This is a genomic window from Streptomyces sp. NPDC015661, from assembly GCF_043077765.1.
In the GTDB taxonomy this organism is placed as follows: Bacteria; Actinomycetota; Actinomycetes; order Streptomycetales; family Streptomycetaceae; genus Streptomyces.
Map to the genome: position 1 here is coordinate 149,152 of NZ_JBIBST010000006.1, position 21,780 is coordinate 170,931.

18 protein-coding genes and 1 pseudogene are annotated in these 21,780 nt (G+C 72.9%); 10 read left to right on the forward strand and 9 right to left on the reverse strand.

Going from position 1 to position 21,780, the window contains the following annotated elements; all coding sequences use genetic code 11:
* Positions 1-5 precede the first annotated feature (5 nt).
* The 5 genes from ACF07V_RS17730 (at position 6) to ACF07V_RS17750 (ending at position 5,246) form a co-directional block, all read left to right on the forward strand.
* The gene (locus ACF07V_RS17730) at positions 6-938 is read left to right on the forward strand and encodes an ABC transporter permease (RefSeq protein WP_392155099.1); all 933 of its coding nucleotides are present in this window, start codon (positions 6-8) and stop codon (positions 936-938) included.
* Entirely contained in the window at positions 935-1,921 is a 987-nt protein-coding gene (locus ACF07V_RS17735) for an ABC transporter permease (RefSeq protein ID WP_392155100.1), read from the forward strand. The genes ACF07V_RS17730 and ACF07V_RS17735 overlap by 4 nt, the downstream gene beginning before the upstream one ends.
* Entirely contained in the window at positions 1,921-2,925 is a 1,005-nt protein-coding gene (locus ACF07V_RS17740; RefSeq protein ID WP_392155101.1) for an ABC transporter ATP-binding protein, read from the forward strand. Before ACF07V_RS17735 ends, ACF07V_RS17740 begins: the two co-directional genes overlap by 1 nt.
* Positions 2,922-3,911 (forward strand): ABC transporter ATP-binding protein, encoded by a 990-nt coding sequence (locus ACF07V_RS17745; protein ID WP_392155103.1) that lies wholly within the window; start codon positions 2,922-2,924, stop codon positions 3,909-3,911. Before ACF07V_RS17740 ends, ACF07V_RS17745 begins: the two co-directional genes overlap by 4 nt.
* Positions 3,912-4,001: 90 nt before the next feature.
* Positions 4,002-5,246, forward strand: coding sequence for an NAD(P)/FAD-dependent oxidoreductase (locus tag ACF07V_RS17750; protein WP_392155105.1), 1,245 nt, complete (start codon positions 4,002-4,004; stop codon positions 5,244-5,246).
* 67 nt (positions 5,247-5,313) lie between these two features.
* Here the strand turns inward: ACF07V_RS17750 and ACF07V_RS17755 are convergent, their stop codons facing one another.
* From ACF07V_RS17755 to ACF07V_RS17765, 3 genes are all read right to left on the reverse strand, one after another.
* Complete coding sequence (locus ACF07V_RS17755) at positions 5,314-6,213, reverse strand: ornithine cyclodeaminase family protein (protein ID WP_392155640.1); 900 nt, start codon at positions 6,211-6,213, stop codon at positions 5,314-5,316.
* Positions 6,214-6,278: 65 nt separating this feature from the next.
* Positions 6,279-7,238, reverse strand: coding sequence for a proline racemase family protein (locus ACF07V_RS17760; protein ID WP_392155106.1), 960 nt, complete (start codon positions 7,236-7,238; stop codon positions 6,279-6,281).
* Between the two features lie 86 nt (positions 7,239-7,324).
* Positions 7,325-9,679, reverse strand: coding sequence for a collagenase (locus ACF07V_RS17765; protein ID WP_392155108.1), 2,355 nt, complete (start codon positions 9,677-9,679; stop codon positions 7,325-7,327).
* A 332-nt stretch (positions 9,680-10,011) separates the two neighbouring features.
* On the opposite strand from ACF07V_RS17765, the gene ACF07V_RS17770 reads away from it, so the two are divergent.
* Together ACF07V_RS17770 and ACF07V_RS17775 are read left to right on the forward strand one after the other, a co-directional pair.
* Positions 10,012-10,716 (forward strand): esterase/lipase family protein, encoded by a 705-nt coding sequence (locus tag ACF07V_RS17770; protein WP_392155110.1) that lies wholly within the window; start codon positions 10,012-10,014, stop codon positions 10,714-10,716.
* Positions 10,717-10,793: 77 nt separating this feature from the next.
* The gene (locus ACF07V_RS17775; protein WP_392155112.1) at positions 10,794-11,105 is read left to right on the forward strand and encodes a hypothetical protein; all 312 of its coding nucleotides are present in this window, start codon (positions 10,794-10,796) and stop codon (positions 11,103-11,105) included.
* A 72-nt stretch (positions 11,106-11,177) separates the two neighbouring features.
* Here ACF07V_RS17775 and ACF07V_RS17780 read toward each other — a convergent pair whose 3' ends face one another.
* Positions 11,178-12,242 (reverse strand): C45 family autoproteolytic acyltransferase/hydolase, encoded by a 1,065-nt coding sequence (locus tag ACF07V_RS17780; RefSeq protein WP_392155113.1) that lies wholly within the window; start codon positions 12,240-12,242, stop codon positions 11,178-11,180.
* 129 nt (positions 12,243-12,371) lie between these two features.
* Here ACF07V_RS17780 and ACF07V_RS17785 point away from each other — a divergent pair, with 129 nt between their 5' ends.
* Positions 12,372-13,385 carry a LacI family DNA-binding transcriptional regulator gene (locus ACF07V_RS17785; RefSeq protein ID WP_392155114.1) on the forward strand — a complete coding sequence of 338 codons (1,014 nt, stop codon included), beginning with the start codon at positions 12,372-12,374 and terminating at the stop codon, positions 13,383-13,385.
* Here ACF07V_RS17785 and ACF07V_RS17790 read toward each other — a convergent pair.
* The 3 genes from ACF07V_RS17790 to ACF07V_RS17800 are packed head-to-tail and all read right to left on the reverse strand — an operon-like array spanning position 13,342 to position 17,525.
* The gene (locus ACF07V_RS17790; protein WP_392155116.1) at positions 13,342-15,054 is read right to left on the reverse strand and encodes an FAD-dependent oxidoreductase; all 1,713 of its coding nucleotides are present in this window, start codon (positions 15,052-15,054) and stop codon (positions 13,342-13,344) included. The genes ACF07V_RS17785 and ACF07V_RS17790 overlap by 44 nt on opposite strands.
* A gap of 30 nt (positions 15,055-15,084) precedes the next feature.
* Complete coding sequence (locus ACF07V_RS17795; protein WP_392155118.1) at positions 15,085-16,044, reverse strand: diiron oxygenase; 960 nt, start codon at positions 16,042-16,044, stop codon at positions 15,085-15,087.
* Positions 16,041-17,525, reverse strand: a complete 1,485-nt coding sequence (locus ACF07V_RS17800) for a flavin-containing monooxygenase (protein ID WP_392155119.1) — start codon at positions 17,523-17,525, stop codon at positions 16,041-16,043. Before ACF07V_RS17800 ends, ACF07V_RS17795 begins: the two co-directional genes overlap by 4 nt.
* A gap of 150 nt (positions 17,526-17,675) precedes the next feature.
* Here ACF07V_RS17800 and ACF07V_RS17805 point away from each other — a divergent pair, with 150 nt between their 5' ends.
* The gene (locus tag ACF07V_RS17805) at positions 17,676-18,359 is read left to right on the forward strand and encodes a TetR/AcrR family transcriptional regulator (protein WP_392155120.1); all 684 of its coding nucleotides are present in this window, start codon (positions 17,676-17,678) and stop codon (positions 18,357-18,359) included.
* Between the two features lie 96 nt (positions 18,360-18,455).
* Positions 18,456-18,644: pseudogene (locus ACF07V_RS17810) on the forward strand (hypothetical protein); the annotation flags it as partial.
* Positions 18,645-18,648: 4 nt separating this feature from the next.
* On the opposite strand, the gene ACF07V_RS17815 reads toward ACF07V_RS17810, so the two are convergent.
* Positions 18,649-20,253, reverse strand: a complete 1,605-nt coding sequence (locus tag ACF07V_RS17815; protein ID WP_392155122.1) for an FAD-dependent oxidoreductase — start codon at positions 20,251-20,253, stop codon at positions 18,649-18,651.
* A gap of 105 nt (positions 20,254-20,358) precedes the next feature.
* On the reverse strand, positions 20,359-21,771 hold the full coding sequence (locus tag ACF07V_RS17820) for an amidase (protein WP_392155124.1): 1,413 nt from the start codon (positions 21,769-21,771) through the stop codon (positions 20,359-20,361).
* Between the last annotated feature and the right edge of the window lie 9 nt (positions 21,772-21,780).

Sequence of the window (21,780 nt, forward strand, 5' to 3'; positions counted from 1 at the left end):
CGGCCATGACCACCACCTCGACCTCCCCGCCCGTGACGGCGGGCGGCGGGCCCTGGCAGCTCGCCCGGGCGGAGCTGCGCCGCCGGACCTCCGTGAAGCTCTCGCTCGCCGTCGTCGTCTTCTTCGCGCTCCTGACCGTGGCCGCCCCGCTGATCGGCTCGCTGGGCGGCTGGGGCCCGGAGGAGTTCGACAAGAGCGCCGTCGATCCGTACCTGGGCGGCCAGCCCCTCGGACCGCTCGGCGGCGTCTCGGCGGAGCACTGGCTCGGCGTCGAACCCGTCACCGGCCGCGACCTCTTCGCCCGGGTCGTGCACGGCGCCCAGGTCTCCCTGCTCATCGCCTTCTCGGCGACGGCGATCGTCGTCGTCGCCGGGACGGCGGCCGGCATCGCCGCCGGCTACTTCGGCGGCCGCACCGACACCGTGCTCTCCCGGCTGATGGACCTCACCATGTCCTTCCCCTCGCTCATCTTCATGATCGCGATGATGTCGGTGGCGCGGGACGTCAACCGGATCGTGCTCATGACCGCCGTCATCGGCCTCTTCGGCTGGCCCGGCATCGCCCGGGTCGTCCGCGGCCAGACCCTGTCCCTCAAGCACCGCGAGTACGTCGACGCCGCACGCGTCGGCGGCTCGGGCCCCTGGCGGATCCTCGCCCGCGACATCCTGCCGGGCGTCGCCGGGCCCGTCATCGCGTACACCACCCTGATCGTCCCGGGGATGATCGCCACCGAGGCGGCCCTCAGCTATCTCGGCGTCGGCGTCCGCCCGCCCACCCCGTCCTGGGGACAGATGATCGCCGAGAGCGTCGCCTACTACGACACGGATCCCATGTACTTCGTCGTCCCGAGCCTCTGCCTCTTCCTCACCGTGCTCGCCTTCACCCTCCTCGGCGACGCGCTGCGCGACGTCCTCGACCCGCGAGGGAGCGGCACGTGATCCTCTACCTCGGCCGCCGGCTCCTCGGCGTGCTCGGCGTCCTCGTCGCCATCGCCGCCGTCACCTTCACCATCTTCTACGTCCTGCCGTCCGACCCGGCCGCCGCCGCCTGCGGCAAGTCGTGCAGCGCCGAACGCCTGGAGGCGATCCGCGCCCACATGGGCCTGGACGCCCCGCTGTGGCGGCAGTTCACCGACTTCGTCACCGGCATCTTCACGGGCCGCACGATGGGCAGCGGCCAGTACGCCCTGCACTGCGACTTCCCCTGCCTCGGCTACTCGTACGAGAACAGCCAGGGCGTGTGGGACCTGCTCGTGGACCGGCTGCCGGTCTCCGCCTCCCTCGCCCTGGGCGCCGCCGCGATCTGGCTGCTGCTCGGACTCTCCGCGGGCGTCACCGCCGCCCTGCACAAGGACGCGCTCACCGACCGGGCCCTGATGGTCGGCGCGGTCGCCGCCGCCTCACTGCCCGTCTACTTCACCTCGGTCCTGCTGATCTACGGCCTCATCCGGGTGACCGGGCTCCTCCCCTACCCGCAGTACGTGCCCTTCGGTTCCGACCCGCTCTCCTGGGCCACCAACCTGCTGCTCCCCTGGCTGGCGCTCGCGATCCTGTACGCCGCGATGTACGCCCGCCAGAGCCGCAGCTCGATGATCGAGTCCATGGCGGAGCCGTACATCCGCACCGCGCGCGCCAAGGGTCTGCCGCGCCGCACGGTGGTCGTCAAGCACGGGCTGCGCGCGGGCATGACGCCGATCCTGACCATCTTCGGCATGGACCTGGGCGGTCTGCTCGCCGGCGCGGTGATCACCGAGTCCATCTTCGGACTGCCCGGCATCGGGCGCCTCTTCTACGGGGCCCTGTCCACCGGCGACCAGCCCGTCATCCTCGGGGTGACCCTGCTCGCCGCCACCTTCATCGTCGTCGCCAACCTGGCCGTCGACCTGCTGTACGCCGTCGTCGACCCGCGAGTGAGGTACTGATGGGCGACTCCGCACCCCTGCTTTCGGTACGGGACCTCACGGTCACCTTCCGGACGAAGCGCGGCCCCGTCCGGGCGGTCGACTCCCTCTCCTTCGACGTCCCGCCCGGGCGCACCCTCGGCATCGTCGGCGAGTCGGGCTCCGGCAAGTCCGTCACCTCGCTCGCCGTGATGGGCCTGCACACCGGCGCCGAGGTCGCCGGCTCCGTCGCCCTGGCCGGCCGGGAACTGATCGGCCTGCCGGAGCGCGAGCTCAACCGGCTGCGCGGCCGGAGGATGGCGATGATCTTCCAGGACCCGCTGTCGAGCCTGCACCCGTACTACACGGTCGGGGAGCAGATCGCCGAGCACCACCGGGTCCACTTCGGGTCCCGGCGCGCGGCCGCCCGCGCGCGGGCCGTCGAGGCGCTCGGCGAGGTCGGCATCCCCGAACCCCGCCGCCGGGCCGGCGAGTACCCGCACCAGTTCTCGGGCGGCATGCGACAGCGCGTGATGATCGCGATGGCGCTCGCCTGCGAGCCGGAGCTGCTGATCGCCGACGAGCCGACGACGGCGCTCGACGTCACCGTCCAGGCCCAGATCCTGGAACTGATCGCCCGCCTCCAGCAGGACCGGGGCCTCTCCGTCGTCATGATCACGCACGATCTGGGGGTGGTGGCCCGGGTCGCGCACGACGTCCTGGTGATGTACGGCGGCCGGGCCGCCGAACACGCCCCGGTGGACGCCCTGTTCGCGGCCCCGGCCCATCCGTACACCCGGGGTCTGCTCGACTCGCTGCCCCGGCTCGACGACCCCGACGACGCGCCGCTGCGGGCGATCCCCGGCAGCCCGCCCTCCCTGCTCGACCCGGCACCGGGCTGCGGGTTCGCGCCCCGCTGTCCCCGCGCGGCCGCCGGCTCCGAGGAGGAGCGGGCCCGCTGCACGGGCGAACGCCCGCTGCTCGGCGGCCCGGACGGACACCCGGCCGCCTGCCACTTCCCCGCATACGAAGGCGTCCCCTCATGACCACCACAGCTCCCTCCCTGTTGAGCGTCCGGGACCTGACCATGACGTTCCCCGGGCGGCGGGCCCGCTCGGCGCCCGTGCGGGCCGTCGACGGCGTCTCCTTCGACGTCGCGGCCGGCGAGACCCTCGGGCTCGTCGGCGAGTCCGGCTGCGGCAAGTCGACCACCGGCCGCATGATCGTGCGGCTCCTGGAGCCGACCGCCGGCTCCGTCTCGTACGACGGCCGCGACATCAGCCATCTGTCGCAGCGGGAGCTGAAACCGCTGCGCCGCGACCTCCAGATGGTCTTCCAGGACCCGCACTCCTCCCTCAACCCCCGGCAGACCGTCGCCCGCGTCATCTCCGACCCCCTTCTCGTGCAGGGGAGTTCGGCCTCCGAGGCGCGCAGACGGGCCGTGGAGCTGATGGAGCTCGTCGGACTGATCCCGGAGCACATCGACCGCTACCCGCACGAGTTCTCCGGCGGGCAGGCCCAGCGCATCGGCATCGCCCGCGCACTGGCCACCGGCCCCCGCCTCGTCGTCGCCGACGAGCCGGTCTCCGCCCTCGACGTCTCCGTCCAGGCGCAGATCGTCAATCTCATGGAACGGCTCCAGCGCGAGCTCGGCCTCGCCTATCTCTTCATCGCGCACGACCTCTCGGTCGTGAAGCGGGTCTGCGACCGGGTCGCCGTGATGTACCTCGGCCGGATCGTGGAGATCGGCCCCAAGGAGCGGGTGTACGCGGCGCCCGCCCACCCCTACACCCGGGCGCTGCTCTCCGCCGTACCCCTGCCCGACCCGGCGGCCGAGCGGGCCCGGGAGCGGATCACGCTGCTCGGCGACCCGCCGAGCCCCGCCGCTCCCCCGCCTGGCTGCACCTTCCACCCGCGCTGCCCCAAGGCCCGGGAGATCTGCCGCACCGAGGCGCCGCTGCTGCGGATCGGCTCCCCGGGCGAGGCCCGGCAGGTGGCCTGCCACTTCCCCGAGGGCCCGGCGGAGAAGTGAGGGCGCGCCCGCGCTCTTGACAACTGCTCATGTTCCTCGTCCTCATGTTCCTGACAGAACTGTCACCACATCACGGGGGACGATCAGAGCATGACCAAGCCCGAGAGCGCGGGACCGGACTACGACGTCGTCATCAGCGGGGCCAGTCTCGCCGGCTGCACCGCGGCGATCCTGCTCGCCCGGCGGGGGGCCCGCGTCGCCCTGCTCGAACGCCGCTCGCGCCCGGGGGCGTACAAGGCGCTGTGCACCCATTCCATCACCGCCAACGCCACCCCGGTGCTGGCGGAACTCGGCCTCGTGCCCGCTCTCGAGAAGGCGGGGGCCGTGCGCAACGAGGCCCGCTGGTACACGCGTTGGGGGTGGATCGAGCCGAGTGCCGCACCCGGTCCCGAGCTGCCGTACGGCTACAACGTCCGGCGCAGCACCCTCGACCCGCTGATCAGGTCCCGTGCGGCCGAGACCCTCGGCGTCGACGTCCTCCTCGGCCACAAGGTGACCGGGCTGATCCGGGAAGCCGGGCGCACCGTGGGGGTGCGTGCGTCGACGCCCGAGGGCGAGCGCGAGATCCGGGCCCGTCTGGTGGTCGGCGCCGACGGCAAGGACTCGGCCGTGGCCGGGTTCGCCGGGTTGCCCACCCGGCGGCACGAGAACGCGCGCTTCGGCTATCTCGCGCACTTCCGGAACCTGCCGCTGCGCGACGGGATCAGTCACGCCTGGTTCCTGGTGCCCGACATGGCGTACGCGTTCCCGAACGACGACGGGGTGACGGTCGTCGCGGTGCTCCCGGAGAAGAAGCGGCTTCCGGCCTTCCGGGAGGATCTGGAGGGCAGCTTCCTGGAGTTCGTCCGCTCCCTGCCCGACGCTCCGGCCATCGACGCAGCCGAGCGCGTCACGAAGATCACCGGCACGGTCGACTACCCCCTCCACAGCCGCAAAGCGAGCGCTCCGGGCCTCGCGCTCATCGGCGACGCGGCGCTGACCGGCGATCCGCTGTGGGGCGTGGGATGCGGATGGGCGCTGACGTCCGCGCAGTGGCTGGCCGAGGCGGTCGCCCCGGCCCTGAGCGGTTCGGGCGACCTCGACCGGGCGCTCGCGACGTACGCGCGCAGGCACCGGCGCCGGCTCGGCGGGCACCAGTTCCTGGCGGCCGACTTCGCCAAGGGCCGGCCGTTCAATCCCATGGAGCGGCTGATGTTCTCGGCGGCGGCGCGCGACGGCTCCCTGGCGCGGCACATGCACCTGTTCGCGTCCCGGCTGATCGGTCCGGCGCGCTTCCTGAACCCGGTCGTGGTGGCGAGGGCGGCGGTCGTGAACCTCCGGCATCGCGGGGCGTGACCGGTCTCCCGCCCGGGCAGGCCGACGCCGGCACCGCGTCACACGAGCGGTGCCGGCGTCGGTGTGTTCAGGCGGCCTCTCGGGCCGCGCGGTACAGGGCGCCGGCGACGGCGAGGTCCTCCCAGGCCATGCCCACGCTCTTGAAGAGCCGCGGACGCCCGGAGGGGATCCGTCCGTGCACCAGGTCGGCGAGGGTGCCCGCGACGTGGTCCGCGCCGATCGCCCCCTCGGCCATCGGGACGAGCAGGTCGCCGGCCTCGCGGAGCGCCGCCGAGCGCGCCTCGACGTACACCTCGGCGCGGGCCACGAGTGCGGTGTCGGTCTCCCGGGCCGCCGGCTCGTGCGAGCCGACCGCGACGACGGTGGCGCCGGGGGCGACCAGGGTGCCGTCGAAGAGGGGTTCGCGGGCCGTGGTGCAGCAGACGACGAGGTCGGCCCCGGCGACGTCGTCGGGTGTGCCGGCGCGGGCGGGCACGTCGAGCGTCCGCGCGTATCCGGCGAGGGCCCGCGCGCCGACCGCGTTGCGCCCGACGACGACGGCCTCGGCGACCTCGCGGACGGCGAGGACGGCCTCCAGGTGACCGTACGCCTGGGGCCCGGTGCCGAAGAGCACGAGGCGCAGGGGCCGGTCGTCCGGTGTCAGGCGGCGGACGGCGAGCGCCGAGACGGCCGGGGTGCGCAGTTCGGTGAGGGCCGCGCCGTCGAGCAGGGCGAGCGGCCGGAGGTCGGCTCCGTCGAGGAGCAGGTAGGAGCCGGTGATGCGGGGCAGCCCGAGGGCCGGGTTGCCGGGGGCCACGCCCGCGATCTTCACGCCGGCGTACGTGTGGTCGGCGGCGGGCATGAGGAGGAGTTCGCCGGCCGGGACGGGGACGGCGGTGCGGGGCGGGGCGGTCTCCGGGTCGAATCCGGCGCGCAGGACCGCGGCGAGGACGTCGGCGGTCGCCTCCGGGGTCAGGAGGCGGGTCATGGTCGGGGCGTCGATGTGGAGCAGGCCGGTCTTGGCCGTCGTGGTGGTCGTGGTCGTCGTGGTCGTCACAGGAGGAATCCTGTCCCCAGGTCGTCGTGGGGGTCGAGGACGAAGGTGTGGGTGCCGGTGCGGTAGGTGGCTCCGGTGACCTCGGTGATGCCGCCGGGAAGGAGTCGGCCGGTGAACACGGTGTCGGCCACGGACTCGTGCGTGAGGGTGTCCCCGGGGGCGAGGCGCCCGTCCTCGCCGAGCAGGGCGAGCCGTGCGGAGGTGCCGGAGCCGCAGGGTGAGCGGTCGATCTGTCCGTCGGCGAAGACGGTGACGTTGCGCTGGTGCGGCCCGCCGGGGGTGTCGGGCAACTCGTCGTACAGGATGACGCCGTACACGTCGTGTTCAGGGAGGGCGGCGCGGATCTCCCGTCCGGCCCGGACGAGCGCGGGCAGGGAGGCGCGGGTGGTGTCGAGGCCGAGGGCGCGCGCGGGGACGGAGGCGTAGCAGGCTCCGGAGTCGGCGAGGTCGACCTCGACGGTGCCGGACGCGGTGGTGACCGGGACCTTGCGCGCGAGGACGCGCGTCGGGACGTTGCGGAAGGTGACGCCGGTGGTGCGGCCGCCCGCGCGGTGCACGGTCGCGGTGACGCGCCCGGAGGGCACGTCGATGCGGACGGGGACGTCGCCGTCATCGGGTGCGGGGACTCGTCCGGTGTCGACGGCCCAGGCACCGAGCGCCATCGTGCCGTGGCCGCAGGCGGTGGAGTAGCCGTCCTTGTGCCAGAAGAGCACGCCGAAGTGGGCACCGTCGTCGTCGGGCGGGACGATGAACCCGCCGTACATGCCGGAGTGTCCGCGCGGTTCCCGGACCAGGAGGCGGCGCAGCTCGTCGAGGGGTCCGAGCCGGAGCGCGAGGGCGCGGCGCTCGGCGACGGTGTCGCCGGGGACGGGCGGCAGGTCCTGGTCGACGATCCTGAAGGGTTCGCCTGCGGTGTGGTAGTCGGTGGTGCGGACCGAGTGCGGGGTGGTGCTCACGAAGTACGGCCTCCGGAAGAAGAGTTGCGGTGCCGGGCCGGCCCCTCCCCCCGTGGAAGGACCGGCCCGGACGGTGTGCGGTGCGGTCAGCTGCGGAGGGGGCCCTCGCAGCTGTAGCTCGACGTGCCCGCGACCTTGCTGGACCAGATCTCGACGGGTCCGAAGCTGCAGTTCATGTCGGCCAGGTTGTTCGACGCGGCGCCGGCGCGGTCGAGGATGAAGTAGTCGACGGTCTCGGACATGTCCTTGAAGACCTGGTCGGCGCTGCCGGAGTTGGACAGGTTTGCGGTGATCCGCCCGGTGCAGAGGAAGCGGCGCTTGCCGGGTTCGCCGTTCTCCACGCAGTCGGGGGTGTTGTACGTGGCGGTGGCGAAGGACGACTTGACCGAGGCGAGGTCCGCGTCGCGCAGCTGGGCGTTGGGCGTGTAGGTGGTGTTCGGGACGTACAGCTGGTCGACCTTGGCGATCTGTGCGTCGAGGAAGCGGTCGTAGGCGATCTGGAGGTTGGCGTCGGAGCCCATCCGGTTGCGCCAGGCGTCGTACGCCGCGACGTCGTTGGCCCGCAGGTGGGTGTACATCTCGCGGAGCAGGGAGGGGTACTCGGTCCAGAGGAACTCGAAGAACGTGCCCGCGTAGTTGTAGAAGCGGAAGCCGTCGCCGTCGTAGGTGGCGTGGAGGAGCTGCTGGACGCTCATCCGGGGGCCGCCGCCGGCGGTGTCGTTGATGATGCCGCGGACGAGGGACTTGCGGACGGCGATGCCGTTGTCGCGGGTCGCTCCGTCGAAGAACTCGGCGGTGCCCTCGTCCATGGCGGTGGTGCGGTCGCCCTGGTACCAGGGGCCCTCGCCGAAGAAGCCGGGGACGGCCCAGCGGCCGTTGAGGTAGTGGGTGTACTCGTGGCGGAAGAGCTCCTCCAGCGTCAGCGAGGAGTCCTGGGGGACGCGCCGCTGGTACGTGTAGAAGGTGGCGCCGCGCTCGATGTAGATGCCGCCGTTGTTGGTGCCCATGCCGGTGAGGATGGGGTGGTAGTTCTCGTAGTCCGCGCGGGAGGCGTAGAGCACGATGTTCAGGGTGGTGTTGTTGTCGCCCGCGAGCGGCTGCTCGGTGCCGAGCACACGGTGGTACTGCGCCTTGACCTGCTTGCTCGCGTAGTAGAGCTGGTCGACGGTGGCCCGGTCGAGGGCGGTGCGGACCTTGATGGCGCCGTTGTCGTAGGTGTACGTGTACGGGAAGAGCTGCTTCTCGATGTCCTCCTTGCACACGCCGTACGGCTTGCACGCCTCGTAGAAGTTGAGCCACGAGACCACCTTGGCCCACTGCTCGCTGCCGCGTCCGAAGGTGTCGACGACCGTGTTGAGCATGATGCCGAGGTCGGCGACGACGCCGTCCTTGAGTCCGGCGACCTGGCCGAAGCGTCCGTACTCGCTGAGGGCGTCGCGGGCGACCCAGGCGTTGGCGGTGCCCTTCAGGTGGCCGTAGCCCGCGAAGGCCTTGAAGGTCGCGCGGTAGGCCGGGTCCGCGGCGACGGCCGCGTGGAAGGCGCTGTCCTGGTTGCCCGGGTAGATGCCGAGGTAGTTGACGGAGAGGCCGGCGAGTGCGGCACCGGCCCAGGCCGGGTCGAGGTTCGTGGCGGTGTGCGAGGGGTCCATGGTCGCGAGGACCCGCTTGATCAGGGCGAGCTGGTACTGGCGCAGGCCGGGCGCGCTGGCCGCGTAGAGGGCTTCGCGCAGGGTGTTCGCGTTGCTCTTCGTGACGTCGAAGGTGCGGGCGGCGGCGCCGAAGTCGGCGACGGCCTGCCGGATCGCGTTCACGGTGGGCGCGTCGGTGGTGTCGATCTCGTCGCGCGAGTAGTCGTGGTACACGACGGCGTGCAGGTACGTGAACATCTCCTCCAGGTGGGAGGAGTTCCGTCCGTCGTGGGCGGCGGACAGGCTCGATATGCGGCGGGCGACGGCCTGGACGTGGGCGTCGGACATCACGGGGGCGAGCCGGGCGTCCCAGGTCCATATGAGGCCGCGCAGACAGCCGTCGGCGGTGACCGCGGGGTCGGCGAGGAAGTCGGCGAACTGCTCCGGGGCGAGGCCGGTGATCCCGTCGAGGGTGCAGGGGACGCCGGTGGTCGTGGTGGTGGCCGCCGCGAACGACCGTGCGGTCGTGGTGGCCGGGGCGCGACCGGGAACGCGGCCGGTGGCGTGGCCGCCGGGGGCGGGGGCCGGTCCGAAGGTGGTGCGCGGGGCGGAGGCCCGGTGCTCGACCTCGTCGAAGGGGTTGGCTCCCGGCTGCGCCTGCGGGGCCGGAGCGCCGAGCAGGGGGGCCGGGGCGGGGGCGGGCAGGTCGTCCGGACTCGCCGCGGAGGCACCGGCCTGCCCGACGGAGGCGAGGAGGGTGACCGCGATGGCGGAGGCGAGCAGGGACGAGCGCACACGTCTGTGGAGGGACAACAGAACTCCTGCTGGTGAGGGGGGTTGGTGCGGGGATGGGTTCGCGCACTGGTCAGGTGCGCGAACTGGTCGCTTTCGCACGGCGTATGACGGACGTTCATCAGACCGTGTGCGCTGTAACATAGTAATGTGAAATTGCACTGACAAGCCCTGGGACGACATCAGTTCCCCGGCGGGGCCGGCGGGCTCCCCCGAAGTGGGTCAATCCCCCGCACAAGCCTCAGGATTCGGCGACCTTCCGGCGCCACGCCCGCGCGGAGGGCTGGTCATCCGCCCCCTCAGCCCCCACCATGCTCGTGACTACTCGTGCGTAACTCATTCCAGGGGAAAGCATGTTGAGACTCCGGGGCCGAACGGCGATTCCCCTTCTCACGGTCGTCGCGTCGCTGCTGCTGCCGGCTGCGCCCGGCCATGCCGAGGCGTCCGCTCACATCGCGTCCGCCCGAACCCCCGTCGTGTTCGTCCACGGCTACAACGCCGACCCCGGCGTCTGGGGCGGGCTGCGCGCGGACTTCGAGGCCGACGGGTACACCGACGCGGAGCTGTTCTCCTTCGGCTACGACACGCACCGGTCCGTCAACGAGGTCCTGTCCGGCGAACTCGCCGCGTACGTCGAAGGCGTCAAGCGGCGGACCGGGTCGAGCCGGGTCGATCTCGTCGCCCACTCCTTCGGCAGCCTCGTCACCCGCTGGTACGTGAAGTTCGACGCCGCCGGCCAGTCCTCCGTCGCCCACTGGGCCTCCCTCGCCGGGCCCAACCACGGCACGAGCACGGCATGGGCGTGCGCGCTCTGGGACCAGGCCTGCCGTGACATGACCCCGGGCTCCTACGTCCAGAAGAAGCTCGCGGAGGGCGACGAGACGCCCGGCGCCGTGCGCTACGCGACCTGGTGGTCGAACTGCGACGAGGTCATCAACCCCGACAGCAGCGTGCCGCTGGCCGGCGCCGTCAACAACGGCGCCGGCTGTCTCGACCACAACGCACTCCTCGGCGACGACGCCGTCTCCCGAGGGGTCCGCGCCTTCCTGCACTCCTGAAGCGCGCGGACTGGCGTGCGCTCGGGAGGCGGAGCAGCCTGGAAACAGGGGACCCTCCGACACCCGAGGAGACACCCGTGACCGCCGCCGGCTACGACACCAGGACAGACACCGCCTTCTTCGCCGACATCGCGGAAGTGTTCAGGAACCACCCCGAAGCAGCAGAGAGGTACGCCCTGGCAAGTCTCGCGCTCCAGCGCGAGCTGGGCGTCGACTTCGCCCGGCAGCACGGCCTCTCCCGGATCGAGGACGAGCGGATCATCACCGAGTTCCGTGAGCGGATGCCGGAGCCGACGGAACCGGCGGTGCTCAGGGCCCGCATCTGCGTGCTCTACCGGCTGGTGGGGCAGGACCTGGAGTGTGTGGACTGGGTGGACGCCAAGGAGTGAGCGAGGCGGCACGCGCAGGCCGACGGAACCCAAGAAGGGAGCGAGGCGGCCCCCCGCGGGGCCGATCGTGCGTCAGAAGCGCGCGAGGCCCGTCGCCGGGGCCTCGTGCGGCGGGCCGGCCAGGTAGTCGATCGCGCAGCCGGTGACGTCGAGGCCGATGGTGAGCAGGGTGCCCCACTGCTCGTGCCGCGGCTTGTTCTCGTCGGGCCGCATGCAGACGACGGCGTCGGCCCCGGCGTCGCCGCAGAAGGCCCGCGCCCGCTCGGCGGGTGGGAGGCCGGGCATCGCGGCGCGCACCCCGCGCAGATGGGCGAGCCGCTCGGCCGTCATCGAGTCGGCCGCTCCGGTGTCCGCGGCCGCGAGTCCGGCGTCGAGGAAGTGGTTGGTGTGGAGCAGCCAGCCGTCCTCGGCCGCCGGGACGACCGCGAGGCCGGCGGGGGAAAGCTCCAGGCTCGCGGTGGCGGAGGCGGTGACCACGGTCAGCGAGGTGGACGCGCTGACGCGTGCCGTCGAGGCGATCTCGACGGCGCGGTCGAGGGTGTCCGCCTCGTCGAGGATGCGGCGGGCGACCGCGTGCACGGGCACGCCACCGCTCGCGGAATCGGACGCGTGGAACAGGATGTTGAAGTGCACGCCGAGCCCGGCGCTGTTCACGCCGATCTTGCCGGGGGCGCCGAACTCCGTGAAGAGCTTCACCGTGCGGCCCTCGCTCGGCGTCAGCTCGTGCAGCAGCGCGTCCGGGACGAGCAGGTCGTGCCAGTCCCAGGTCTGTACGGTCTGGGGCGCGGACCCGGCGGGTGCGAACACGGCGGTCGAGCACTCGCCCCGACCGGGCTGCGGGCAGCCGGCGAGGATCTCGGTGCGGGCGCCGACGGCGGCCACCTCCCAACGCTCGACGCCGGCCGCGTCGGCGCAGGCGTCGGACTCCTCGGCCAGGTCCGGCGCCCAGGCCCGCAGCGCCTCGTGGCTACGGGTGGCGATGTCGCGGACCCGGTCGGCGGGCATGCCGAGGGCGGCGAAGTGCTCCCGGTAGAGCTCCGCGACGCGCCGGACCCGGGCGCCGAAGCGGGTGCCGAGCAGGGTCCCGCGCTCGCGGGGGTCGGTCGTCCGGGTGGTGGTGAGGGTGTGCAGTTCCACGCGCGTTCCTTCGAGGCCGGTGCGGTCGCATGCCGACGGGGGGGCGGGCTTCAAGCTAGGAACGTAAAACGTTTTATGCAATGCTTCGGGGCAGCATTCGGGAGTATTCGTTTCGGGACGGGCAGCGCGGTGGCACGGACACGGGGCATCACGATCAAGGACGTGGCGCGCAGGGCGGGGGTCTCCGTCACCGCCGTCTCGCACGCGCTCAACGACAAGGGCACCCTCAGCGCGGCCACCCGCGCGCACATCAGGACCGTCGCCGACGAGATGGGGTACGAGGCGGACGCCCTGGCCCGCGGCCTGCGCCGCTCCCCCATGGGGGCCGTCGGTCTCGTCCTGCGCTCGCTCGACGCCCTGGGCGACTACGCGCCGGCGGGCGTGGACGTCTTCGAGCGGTTCGTGGGCGCGGCCGCCTCACAGGCCCTGGCCCGCGGCCTCAGCCTCATGCTGGTGCCGGACCTGACCCGGGCGCCGGTCCCGCCGCTGGCCTTCTCCCTGGACGGCTACATCGTCACCAACCCGCACGTGGACGACCCGGTCGTGGCCCGCCTGGAGGAGCGCGGCATCCCGTACGTGACCTACGGCCGTCCGCCGGGACGCCCGGACTTCACGCACTGGGCCTCGGAGGACGACGAGGTCGCGGCCCGGCTGATCCTGGACCATCTGACGGCGGCCGGAGCCCGCTCCGTCGCCCTCGTACGGGGCACCGACCCGAACGCGTGGAACCTCGAACACCAGGACCTCTACCTCGGCTGGTGCGAGGAGCGCGGCAGCACGCCACGGCTCTACGAGCTTCCCGAGCGCGCGGGCGTCGAGGGCGGTGCGGCCCTCGCCGACCGGCTCGTCGGCGACGGGGTGCCGGACGCCGTCTTCTGCCTCACCGGGCGGCACGCGGCCGGCGTGCAGCGGGGGCTCATCGCGCGGGGCGTACGGGTGCCGGCCGACACGATGGTGGTCGCCGGATCCGATTCCGAGCACGCGCGCAACAGCCGCCCCGCCATCTCGGCCCTGGAACTGAACCCGGTCGGCAGCTCGGCGGCCCTCCTGGACATCCTCCAGTCCCTGATCGCCGGCCGCCCCGCCGACTCCCCCCGCCTCACCCAGGCCCGCTTCCGCCCGAGGGCGTCGACCCGGCGGTAGGCCGGCGGGAGAACAGCCGGCCGGAGCGGCGCGGAGGGCGACCGGAGCGGGCCGCGGCGAGCAGGGCCTCCCGGTCGAGGATCTTGACGCGGGGGCGGCCCTGGAGACGGCCGGCGGCGCGCTCCTCCTCGTCGATCGCCCGCCAGCCGTCGAGGCCGACGGCGTCCGGGTGCGCGCCGGACGCCGGCGCATCGCCGACGGGTGGGGTGAGCAGCCCGGCTTCGAGGTCGTCGAGCAGCGCGGAGACGGTCTCCTGGGCACAGGACTTGTTGGTGCCGATGAATCCGCTGGGGCCGCGTTTGATCCAGCCGGCCACGTACACGCCCGGCCGGACCCTGCCCCGGTCGTGGGGCACCGCGCCGGTGGTCTCGTCGAACGGGAGGCCGGGGACGGGCCGGGCGCGGTAGCCGATGGCGCGCAGGACGAGCGAGGCCTCGATGGTGTCGGTCGCCTCGACGGTCCGGGTGCCGAGGGCGGTCCGGGTGTCGAGTGCGGTCCGGGTGTCGAGTGCGGTCCGGGTGTCGACTGCGGTCCGTTCGACGGTCAGGCCCGTCACCCGGTCGTCGCCGACGATCCGCACCGGTCTCGTCAGGAAGCGCAGGACGATGCGGCGCCGCCCCGGTACGGGAGTTCGGGCGGCGAGCTCCGCGAGGACCTCGGTCCCGGGCGTGGCGTCCGCGGGCAGGTCCGCCGGCCAGTTCTCCACGAGGACGTCGATGTCGTCGAGGGCGGCGAGGGCGAGCAGTTCGGGCAGGGTGAAGGCGGCCTCGGCGGGTCCGCGGCGGCCGAGGACGACGACCTCCCGGATGCGGCTCGTGCGCAGCGCGGCGAGCGCCCGGTCGGAGATGTCGGTACGGGACAGGGTGTCGGGGTCCGCGGCGAGGATCCGGGCCACGTCGAGGGCCACGTTGCCGTTGCCGATGACGACGGCCCGTTCGCCGTCCAGGGGGTAGCTGCCGGCGCTGTGGTCGGGATGGCCGTTGTACCAGGCGACGAAGTCGGTGGCGGAGGCGCTGCCGTGCAGTTCCTCGCCGTCGATGCCGAGCCGCCGGTCCGTGGCCGCGCCGACGGCGTAGATCACGGCGTGGTGGTCGCGGAGCAGGTCCTCGTGGTGCAGGTCGCGGCCGATCTCCGTGTTGAGCCGGTACGAGAAGCCGGGCTGGTTCTCGACGGCCCGGAAGAGCCGGGCGACCCGCTTGGTGTCCTGGTGGTCGGGCGCGACTCCCGCGCGGGCGAGCCCGTAGGGCGTGGGCAGCCGGTCGTGGACGGTCACGGTGACACCCGGATGCCGCAGGAGCTCGTCGGCCGCGAACAGGCCGGCCGGTCCGGCGCCGACGACGGCGACCCGCAACTCGGCCGCGGAGGTGCGGCGTTGTGGGGGTACGACGGCCATCGGTGTGCGGTCCTCGTGCGGATGGTCGTCGTAGTAGGCGCGGTTGAGCGCGAGGAACGGGAGCTCCGCTTCGGTGAGCCGGGTGTGCGGCTTGAGGGCGTCCACCGGGCAGGCGGTCGTGCAGGCGCCGCAGTCGACGCAGGTGCGGGGGTCGACGTACAGCATCTCGGTCCGCCCGAAGCCCGGTTCGCCGGGGGCGGGGTGGATGCAGTTGACCGGGCAGGCGAGGACGCAGGAGGCGTCGGCGCAGCACGACCGGGTGACGACGTAGGTCATGGTTCTCCGTTCCGGGACCTGCGGGCTGCGTCAGGCGGCGTACGGGGCGGGTTCGCCGCGGTGGCGGGAGGGGCGGCCGTCGATGCGGAGCGCCTTCCACACCCGCCGCGAGGCCCTGTTCATCAGTCCTATGTCCTCGGCGAGCATCCGTACGTCGGAGAAGAGGTCGCGGAGCATCTTCTCGCCGTCGGGCGACTTCCAGAAGATGTCCTTGATCACCCAGTGGGGCACGCCGATCGTCTCGGCGGTCTTCCGGTCCGGGACCATGATGACGTCCCCGAGCACCCGCATGATCACCGGGAAGGCGACCGACAGGGCGCCCCTGCGCGCCCTGCCGTAGCCGGGGACCTTGACGCGCAGGAACTCGTGGGCGAAGGAGATGTGCCGGGCCTCCTCGGCGACGTGGATCTGCATGAGACGGCGCATCAGGGGGTGCATGTCCTCGCCGCCGCGCAGGATCGCCTTCTGGAGGTGGTCGATGGGCTCCTCCCCGGCGAGGACGCCGGTGAAGAAGGACTCGGGGATCAGGGAGCCGGCGAGCGGCAGGAAGCGGCTGAGGACGCGGAAGGAGCGTCGCCCGCCGGGAACGTCGGCGCCCGCGCGGTTCACGAACTCCTGGAACATCTGGGTGTGGTGGCACTCCTCCGTGACCTCGTGGGTGAGGTAGCGGAACTCCGGGTCCTGGTTGCGCAGTGAGAAGACGTAGTCCATCACGCCGCGGATGAGGACGTTCTCGAACTGCATGCCCACCTTGACGATGTTGGCGTACCGCCACAGTCCGATGCGCGTCCGGACCTCCAGCGGCTGCTCCCGGTACCACGGGTGGCCGCCCAGCGGGTCGGCCGCGGGGAGGACCCAGCGGGGGTCCGCCGGGTCGATGGCGAAGTCGGGGTGGTCCCAGTCGATGTCGGTGAACGCGTCGAAGTGGATGTGCACCGAGGCCTCGGACAGGGTCCGGAGCCGCTCGTGATAGCTCTGCACGCCGGTCATCTTCGTCCTCCTTCGGTGAGCGCGCGGTCGAAGCGGAGCGCGGGGTCCTCGATCGGGGACCGTCGCAGGGCACGGCGGTCGCGGTAGTAGTTGTTCCGGATCCGCCAGGGGTCACGGGTGCCCTGGCGGGGCATGATCGCGTCGCCGCGGGCGATGTAGCCGGAGGTCAGCGACTCGCCCATGACGGAGACGGAGGAGCGGTCGGTCTCGTCGGCCACGGGCGTGACGGTGCTGAGCCCGTGCCGGTCCATGTGGGCGACGAGCCGGCTGACGTAGTCGGCGGCGAGGTCGGCCTTGAGCGTCCAGGAGGCGTTGGTGTAGCCGATGATCATCGCCAGGTTGGGGACGCCGTCCAGCATCACGCCCTTGTAGAGCAGGTGGTCGCGGGTGACGACGGGCTTGCCGTCGACGGCGAGTTCCATGCCTCCGGCGAGCTGCATGCGCAGGCCGGTGGCCGTGACGACGATGTCGGCGGGGATCTCCTCGCCGGACCTGACCCTGACGCCGGTCTCGGTGAACGTCTCGATGTGGTCGGTGACGACCGAGGCCCTGCCGCTCTTCAGCGTCGTGAAGAGGTCGCCACCGGGGACGACGCAGAGCCGCTGGTCCCAGGGTTTGTACGCCGGCGTGAAGTGGCGCATGTCGACGCCCTTGCCGAGCCGGGCCCGTACCGCCCCGAGGAGCACCTTGCGCATGAGGCGGGGGGCCTTGCGGCACAGGGCGTACAGGCCGCGCTGCATCGCGATGTTGCGGGTCCGCCCGACCCGGTGGACGAGCGCGGCCGGGACGCGCAGCCGGCGCAGGAGGACGGAGAGGGGGTCGTCCGCGGGGAGCGCCACGATGTACGTGGGCGAGCGCTGGACCATGGTGACGTGCGCGGCCTCGGGGGCCATCGCGGGGACGAGGGTGATGGCGGTGGCGCCGCTGCCGATGACGACGACGCGCTTGCCGGTGTGGTCGAGGTCCCGGGGCCAGTGCTGCGGGTGCACGAGGGTGCCCCGGAAGCGGTCCTCGCCGGGGAACTCCGGGCGGTGGCCGGCGTCGTAGTCGTAGTAGCCGGTGGCGCCGACGAGGAAGCGGGCGGTGAGGACCTGGGTCTCGCCGGTGGCCTCGTCGAGGGTCTCGACGGTCCAGCGGGCTTCCTCGCTCGACCAGTCGGCCCGGACGGCCCTGCGGCCGAAGCGGATGTGGTCGGTGACGCCGTGCTCCTCGGCGGTGGCCCGGATGTAGCGGCGGATGTCCGTGCCCCCGGCGAGGACCTTGGTGCCGTGCCAGGCGCGGAAGCCGTAGCCGAAGGTGTACATGTCCGAGTCCGAGCGGATGCCGGGGTAGCGGAACAGGTCCCAGGTGCCGCCGATCGCGGAGCGCCGCTCGATGACGGCGTACGTGGTTCCGGGGTTCCCGGCGAGCAGGTGGCAGGCGGCACTGATGCCGGAAAGCCCCGCGCCGATGATCAGCACGTCGACGTGCCGGTTCTCCATGTCGTCCCCTCTGCGGCCGGTGGTGGCGGTGCATTCTCCCCCGGGCACGGGAATGTACCTGCGTCACCACGTCCAAGGTACCGGCGGTAACGTGACGTGCGCCACCCCGCGGGCGCCGCTCTTTCTTGATCGCCAGGTACCATCCACGCCGTGGCCGAGGACAGACACACACGCAACGACGGGCGCCCCGACGGCCGCGACACACGCTGGACCGGCCACCGCGCCGAGCGCCGGGACCAGGTCCTCACCGCGGCCCTCACCGTGATCGGGCGCGAAGGAACGACGGTCAGCGTGGCGGCGATCGGCGCCGAGGCCGGCATGCCGCGCTCCGTGGTGTACCGGATCTTCCGCAGCCGCGAGGACCTCGACGAGCAGATCCGGGCGCGGATCACCGACGAGCTGATGGCCGCCCTCTCCCCCGCGCTCGATCCCAGGGGCACCATCCGGGAGGCGATCGAGCACGCCGCCGCGACGTACGTGGGCTGGGTGGCGCTGCATCCGCACCTCCACCGGTTCCTCGGCACCGGCTCGCCCGCCGTCACCGGCACCCGAACCGCCGTCGCCCTCCACCTCGCGCGGCTCCTGGACTCGTACGCCGACCGGTTCCTCCCGGACGGGGAACGGGCGCCCACCGGCTTCCAGCTCAACCTGGCGTTCGCCATGGTGGGCCTGGTGGACGGCGTGGTGAACCAGTGGGCCGCGCATCCCGAGTCGGGCAGCTCCCTCGACGACCTGACGCTCTTCCTGAGCGACGCCCTCTGGGGCGTCCTCGCGAGCGCCACGGCGCGCCTGGGCATCAAGCTCGACCCCGATCAGCCCGTCGGGCCGACCTGACCCGCGGCGACGGCCTCGTGTCCACCGACCGGTGGACACGAGGTTCAACCGGCCGAGCCTGTCGGCGCGACGGCCCCGCCGACGGGTCCGGGACGCATGACGAACCCGACCGTAGGCATGGCCCGGCTCAGCGCGCGTCATCCCTGGCGCGCACTGACCGGCTGGCTCCTCTTCGTGGCCCTCTGCCTGGGCACGGGCATCGCCCTCGGCGCCCGTCCCGCGACCCCGGAGGACTTCCGCATCGGCGAGGCCGGCCGGGCCGAGGCCCTCGCGGGGTCGAGCGGGCGGCCTACAGGACGCCGAGGTCCGTGAGGAGCTCGTCGGCCGCGCGCCCGCCGGACTCGGCGCCGCCCTCCATGTAGCCCTGGGCCACCGCGGAGGTGTGCTCGCCGGCGAAGTGGGTGTTGCCCTGGCGGACGCCCTCGTAGCCGCCGTACTGGTGGGCGTAGCCGGTGGGCATGCCGGCGTACGAGCCGTACGCGTTCGGGTTGAGCGGCCAGGCGGCGAGCGTGGCCTTGCCCGTCCAGTGGGCGCTCAGGCCGGGGAAGACCGGTTCGAGCTGGGCGAGGGCCGTCTGGGCGTAGCCGGCGATCTGGGGGTCGGCGGCCGTGCGGAACGGCGTGGACGGGGTGAAGTCCGCCGCGTGGCTGCCGCCCGCATAGACCGTGAGGATGCCCATCGCGCCGGGCTGGGCCCTGCTGGAGTCCCAGGAGGTCTGGTAGCCGGTGTCGCTCATCGTGCTGCCGCCGGCGAGCCCCCACGGGCCCGGGGTGTTCCAGTGGCGGGTGTCGAACTGCAGGGAGAGCTTGCAGTTCTGACCCATCGTCATCGCGGCGATGCCGGCGCGCTTGCGGCTGTCGAATCCGGAGGCGGAGAGGTCGAGCCGCTGGAGCACGCCGACGGGGAGGGCCAGGATCGTGTGGTCGGCGAGCACCGTCTGCGTACAGCCGGAGGCGGTGAAGGTGAGCAGCTGGCGGCCGCCCGCCGCGGCCGCCACGGACTTCAGCCGCCAGCCGTGGCGTACCGTGCCCGGCGGCAGTGCGGCGGCGATGGCCTGCGGGAGGCGCTGGTTGCCGCCGCGGACGCGGTAGCGGGTGTCGCTCTCCCCGAACAGGGCGAAGCCGGTGGGGGTCGGCTGGTAGCCGAGCATGCCGATGATGCCGAGGGCGGAGGAGGACGTGGTGTCCGTGCCGAACTCGGTGGTGTAGGCGACGTCGAGGAGCTGTCCGAACGACGAGGCGTGCCCGCCCGGGACGCGGGTGGCGATCCAGTCGTGGATCGACATGTTCGACAGGGTCACCGCGCCGGGGCTGTTGGCGGCGTCCCAGGCGACGGGCCAGTTGAAGGTGGCGAGGTCCTGCTGGATGACCGGCTTCAGCTTCTTGAAGTCGGCGCTCGCCTGGGCGTAGGTGTAGTAGGCGCCGTCGAAGCGGTAGACCTCGGTGGCTCCGGCGGGCTCGGCGGCGCGCAGGTCGTCGAGGGGCAGGCCGAAGCGGGCGGCGAGGCTCCGCATGCGGGTGTGACCGGTGTCGATCAGCTCGCCGCCCCACTCGGAGCTCTGTCCGTCGCCCCAGTAGGAACCGGCCGGGTTGGAGTGGATCCGGCCGCCGACGCGGGTGTCGGCCTCGTACACCGCGGAGGCGATGCCGTGATCGGCCAGTCGGAGGGCCGCGGTGAGTCCCGCGATGCCGGCGCCCACGATCGCGACGACGGGCTGGGGTGCGGTGTCGGCGTGGGCGGGGCGGGCTGCGCCGACGGCGGTGGTGGCGGCGAGGCCCACTCCGGCGGCGAGTCCGCCGAGGAGGGTACGGCGGGAGGGCCCGCCGACGGCCGTTTCGGTGGAGTGTTCGGCGACGATCCGGCGCAGCATGCGGGCCGGTGCGGTGCGTGCCATGTGCGGCTCCTTCCAAGGGGGGCCGGTTCCCTGGGGAGGGGGAACCGGGAGCGGCGGTGGCGCGGTGCCACCGCCGACGAAGGGGGTTGCCTCGCGTAGGGGGTGTCAGGCGGCGTAGCGCGCGGGGCGGCGGCCCGGCCAGCCGTCCACGGCCTCCAGTTCGGCGGCGACGCGGATCAGGGCGGCCTCGTCCCAGGGACCGGCGATGAGCTGGCTGCCGACGGGCAGGCCCTCGGCCGAGGTGAAGGTGGGCAGGCTGACGGCGGGCTGGCCGGTGATGTTGCAGATCGAGGTGAAGGAGATCATCCGGGTCTCGGTGGTGCGGGGGCCGCCGGGGTCCGCGTTGGCCTCCTTGAGCAGGGCGTCCACCGGCGGCGGCAGGCAGGCCATGGTGGGGGTGAGGAGCAGGTCGAACTCGTGGCCCCACTGGGCGCGGACGGCGCGGGCCTCCTCGGCGAGCAGGGCCGCGGCCCGGGTGTACTCGCCCGAGTGCTTCCCGGCGGCCCGGTCCATCCGGAACCTCAGGTGCGGTTCGGCGAGTTCCGGCTGCTGGTACGGGGCGGCCCAGAGCGCCGCGTCGAGGACGGTCTGCGCGTATCCGGTGATCGCCTCCTCGCTGAAGAAGCGGGGCGAGGCGGGGGCGACGTGGTGGCCGAGGGTTTCGAGCAGCCGGGCGGTGTGCTCGGCGGCGGCGACGCACTGCGGGTCGACGGGCAGGCCGGTGGGCGCCTGGGTGAGCAGTCCGATCCGGAGGCGTCCGGCGTCGCGGCCGACCTCGTGGAGGTAGGGGCGGTCGGGTGCGGGGGCCTGGTACATGGCGAGCCGGTCGGGTACGGACATCGCGTCGAGCAGCGCGGCGGCGTCGCGGGTGGTGCGGGTGATGGCGCCCTCGACGGTGGCGTGTTCCCAGCCGGGGACCTGCTGGGGGACGCGGCCCCGGCTGGGTTTGAGGCCGAGGAGTCCGCAGGCGGAGGACGGCATGCGGATGGAGCCGCCTCCGTCGTTGGCGTGGGCGACGGGTGCGAGGCCGGCGGCGACGGCCGCTGCGGCGCCGCCGCTGGAGCCGCCGGAGGAGTGCTCGAGGCTCCAGGGGTTGCGGGTGCTGCCGAAGCGGCTGTTGTCGGTGGTCGAAAGGAGGCCCATTTCGGGCGAGTTGGTGCGGCCCATGAGGAGGAACCCGGCGTCCAGGAGTCGGCGCACCACGGGTTCGGTGAGGGTACGGGGGCGGTCGTCGACACCGTACGAGCCGTAGGTGGCGGGCTGGCCCTCGACCTGGGTGAGTTCCTTGACGGGGACGGGCACGCCGTGGAAGGGCGGGAGGGGTCCTCCCTCGGTGACGGCCTGTTCGGCGCGGCGCGCGGCGGCGCGGACGGCGTCCTCGTCGATCCAGGTGAACGCGGCGAGTTCTCCGTCGTGTGCGGCGATCCTGCGGAGGTAGGTGTCGGCGATCTCGACGGGACTGAGGTCGCGCCGGCGTACGGCCGCCGCGAGGTCGGTGGCTGAGGCGAAGGGGTCCATGGGCTGGCT